Raw genomic sequence first — 3,467 nt, forward strand, 5'->3', positions numbered from 1 at the left:
GAGATCGCCGAGGTGGCCGAGCCCGCCCCGGCCGGCCGGGGCGCCTCATCGGCCATGCCGCACAAGCGCAACCCGGTGCTGGCCGTCCTGGTGCGAAGCGCCGCGCTCCAGGTCCCGGCCCTGGCCGGGGCCCTGACGCAGTGCCTGGTCGCCGAGGACGAGCGGTCCGCGGGCGGTTGGCACGCAGAGTGGGCGCTGCTGCGCGAGTGCCTGCGGCTGGCCGGGGGCGCGGCGTTTACCGCGGTGGAACTCACCGAGGGTCTCGCCGTGGACCCGACCCGGATGCGCGCCAACCTGGAGCTCACCGGCAGCCAGGTGGTCACCGAACGACTCGTGGCGGTGCTCACCCCGGCGCTCGGCCGGGCCCGGGCCCGCGCACTGCTGACCGATGCCTCTCGGACTGCCGACACCGCCGGCACCGGCCTGCGGGCGGTGCTGGCCGCACTGCCCGCGCTGGACGGCGTGCTGTCTCCAGCGGAACTCGACTCCCTGTTGCTCCCCGCCGAGTACACGGGTGCCGCCGGCTCGCTAGTCCCGTACTTCGCAGGTGGTTGATTCGGGTGGATCGGGCAGTTCGGGGGTGTCCGAGGCGGGACCGGGGGCGTCGACTGAGTGTGTCGCTATGCCCCCCGGGGGGTCGCCTCGGCCGGTGGGGCAGCGCACCATTGACATGTGACCATTCAGTCACCTATCTTGATGGTGATGGATGGTGACGACCGCGTCTTCAAGGCGCTCGCGGACCCGACCCGGCGCCTGCTGCTGGATCGGCTCTTCGAGCGCGACGGCCGCACGCTCACCGAACTGGAGCGCGAGACGGAGATGACCCGCTTCGGGGTGATGAAGCACCTGCGGGTGCTGGAGGAGGCTGGGCTGGTCGCCACCCGCCGCTCGGGCCGGGAGAAGCTGCACTTCCTCAACCCGGTCCCGATACGCCTGATCCACGACCGCTGGATCGACAAGTACACCGAGGCACCGGCCTCCCTGCTGGCCGACCTCAAGACCACACTGGAATCGGAGGGCGAGCAATGATCGCGACCACGGACCTGGCCACCCAGGTCTACCAGGTATTCATCAAGGCCAGCTCGGAAAAGATCTGGCAGGCCATCACCACACCCGAGGTGTCCGCCCGCTACTTCCACGGCGCCAGGATCGAAGCCGGCCCCGAGCGGTACGTATCGCACGGGCCGGACGGCGCAACCTGGGGCGACGGCCCGGTCCTCGAGTTCGACCCGCCGCGCCGGCTCGTACACGAATGGCGCTCGATGTACGACCCCGACATGGCCGCCGAGCAGCCCAGCCGGGTTACCTGGGAGATCGAGCCGCAGGAGGGCGGCTACTGCAAGCTGACCTTGACCCATGACAAGCTCGACGGCGCCCCGAAGACCGCCCAGAGCGTGTCCGGGCCCGGATGGATGTTCGTCCTCAGCGGCCTGAAGACGCTCATGGAGACCGGCGCTTCCCTCACCGAATCCGGACTGCCCGCTGGAACCGCCGCGTAACCGTGCCGGGTGAGGACGGACGACCACGCCATTCCCACCGGACCAGCACTACGCCCTCCGCGAGCAAACTGAAAGGTCGCAGGGGTGCGGTGACGCAGATCCCGTGATGTCTTCGCGGACGGGTCACCGATTCAGGTCTGTGGCCAGCGGGTTCGTGTGACTTCGATGCCGAGGAGTTCGAGGAGGTGGAGTTGGACGCCGCGGGTGATCTGGACGGTGGGCGGGTCGGTCGCATGGCCGATCCGTAGCGTCAGCTCGCCGAGGTGGTAGAGGATCATGCGGCCGGTGGGCCGGACCCGGCGGTTGTCCGGGTAGAGGTCGATCATCCTCTGCTCGGGGCTCAGCGCACACCGGACCTGACGTTCAATCAGGCAGAACAGCAGCAGGGCCAGGCAGATCACCTGGATCAGGGCGGCGACGCGGTGGTTGTGCTGGACGAACATCGGGGCGACCGCGAGCGGGCCCTTGAAATCGTGGTACCGGCGTTCCACCGTGCCCTGGCCCTTGTACTGGATCAGGACCTGCCCCGGATCGGCCTGCTCGGCAGCGGCGTGATCAGCGCGTACCAGCCGTCGACCTGGGCCTCGGCATCGAGCACCTCCTGGTCGAAGTGCCAGGCGAGCGAGGGGACACCGGCCTCGTTCTCGGTGATCTCCCAGCGCAGGCAGGAGACGACGCGGCGCTTCGCGGCGATCACCCCGATGCGGGCGGCGACCTTCTCGCGGGTCTTGTAGTGTCGGCCGCCCGCCGCCCGGGCGAGTTTGTCCATATCCTCCCCGGCCCGGGCGAGGCGCTTGGCGCGGGCGGCCTGCTGGCCGGCCGCGTTGCCGGTGGAGTGGACCAGGATCCGCCGCACCGTCAGGACCGGGTCGCTCTTGCGGGGTCCGGGGAGGGTGTGGACGTCCTCCAGCACCCGGTAGACCTCCCGCTCGCCCGGTTCCTTGCCGGCGTCCCGCTCGGGCACCCAGTCCACGACCGCCGCCGACAGCAGGTCCAAGGCGGCGTAGACCTCATCCTTGACCTGTGCGGCGGGGACCGGGGCGATGAAGGGCACGCCGGCCTGGAGCAGGGCGGCGATGTTCGGGTAGGACACCAGCTTGGAGTCGGCGACCATCAAGAAGTCCTGCTGGCCGGCCATCTTCCGCAGGCCCTTCATCGCCCCGACGACCTGGCAGATTTCGGCCGCACCCCCGCCGAACACCCGGGCGTGGACGGGGATGCCGCCGTCGGCCGTGACCGCCAGCCCGGCCTGGACCTGCTTCAGGTCCACCCGCCGGTCCATGGGATGCCCGTAGCCGATGACCGGGTACTCCTGGTCCTGCTCCTCGACCGGGTAGGCGCCATAGACGGACATACTCGTCATGTCCCAATGAAACCGGGACACGTCGATGCCGAACTCGGCGATCGCCCGCGCGCCGACCGTGCCCGCGATCTGCTCCAGTTTCGGAGCGATTGCATCCAGCGCACGGGCCAGGCGGTCGTCGTTGAGCAGGTTCGGCTCGATACCGAAGACCTCCTCCACCGCCCAGGTCCGCGCCCAGTCCCCGACCCGCAGCAGCGGCGCGGGCGAGGTCAGCCGGTTGGCCACCAGCGCCTCGATGACCTGCCCATGACTCAGGTGGGCGCTCGCACCGCCCGGGCACAACTCGTCGACGATCCCGGCCACGTCCAGCCGGCGCAGAAACTCGGCAGCGACAGGCAGAGCGCCCAGACGCTTCTCCACCACGGACACCACCGCGCACTCAAAGCGCTGACGCTGGGACCGTGGCCGCGGGGACCGGGAAGTCATCGACACACCCACTCAACGCCCACAGCCCCGCCTCGGACACCGCCAAACAGCCCGATCCATCCGGGAGTGTCAACTTAACGGCTGATCTGGGTTGTCGAGTTCTAGTTGTTGGCGGGGGTCAGGCGTCCTTCGAAGGCGATCTGGAAGGCGTTCAGCGGGGCCTTCCAGCGCATGGTCCA

Annotated in this window: 4 protein-coding genes and 1 pseudogene; 3 read left to right on the forward strand and 2 right to left on the reverse strand. The window is 69.6% G+C overall.

Features of this window, described 5'->3' with window-relative positions; translation table 11 throughout:
* The 3 genes and pseudogenes from FCI23_RS54705 to FCI23_RS62135 form a co-directional block, all read left to right on the forward strand.
* A pseudogene (locus tag FCI23_RS54705) lies at positions 1-555 on the forward strand (3-carboxy-cis,cis-muconate cycloisomerase); the annotation flags it as partial.
* Positions 556-702: 147 nt separating this feature from the next.
* Positions 703-1,029: an ArsR/SmtB family transcription factor gene (locus FCI23_RS62130; protein WP_136731632.1), complete on the forward strand. Its 327-nt coding sequence runs from the start codon at positions 703-705 to the stop codon at positions 1,027-1,029.
* Positions 1,026-1,499, forward strand: a complete 474-nt coding sequence (locus FCI23_RS62135) for an SRPBCC family protein (RefSeq protein WP_136731633.1) — start codon at positions 1,026-1,028, stop codon at positions 1,497-1,499. The genes FCI23_RS62130 and FCI23_RS62135 overlap by 4 nt, the downstream gene beginning before the upstream one ends.
* A 131-nt stretch (positions 1,500-1,630) precedes the next feature.
* Here the strand turns inward: FCI23_RS62135 and FCI23_RS62140 are convergent, their stop codons facing one another.
* Both FCI23_RS62140 and FCI23_RS62145 read right to left on the reverse strand, forming a co-directional pair.
* A complete protein-coding gene (locus FCI23_RS62140) occupies positions 1,631-1,990 on the reverse strand; it encodes a hypothetical protein (RefSeq protein WP_246144925.1) in 360 nt (119 codons plus the stop codon).
* A gap of 23 nt (positions 1,991-2,013) precedes the next feature.
* Positions 2,014-3,225 (reverse strand): IS1634 family transposase, encoded by a 1,212-nt coding sequence (locus tag FCI23_RS62145; RefSeq protein ID WP_246144926.1) that lies wholly within the window; start codon positions 3,223-3,225, stop codon positions 2,014-2,016.
* Positions 3,226-3,467: the final 242 nt, after the last annotated feature.

Origin of the sequence: Actinacidiphila oryziradicis, from assembly GCF_005047355.1 — a bacterium.
Classification (GTDB): Bacteria; Actinomycetota; Actinomycetes; order Streptomycetales; family Streptomycetaceae; genus Actinacidiphila; species Actinacidiphila oryziradicis.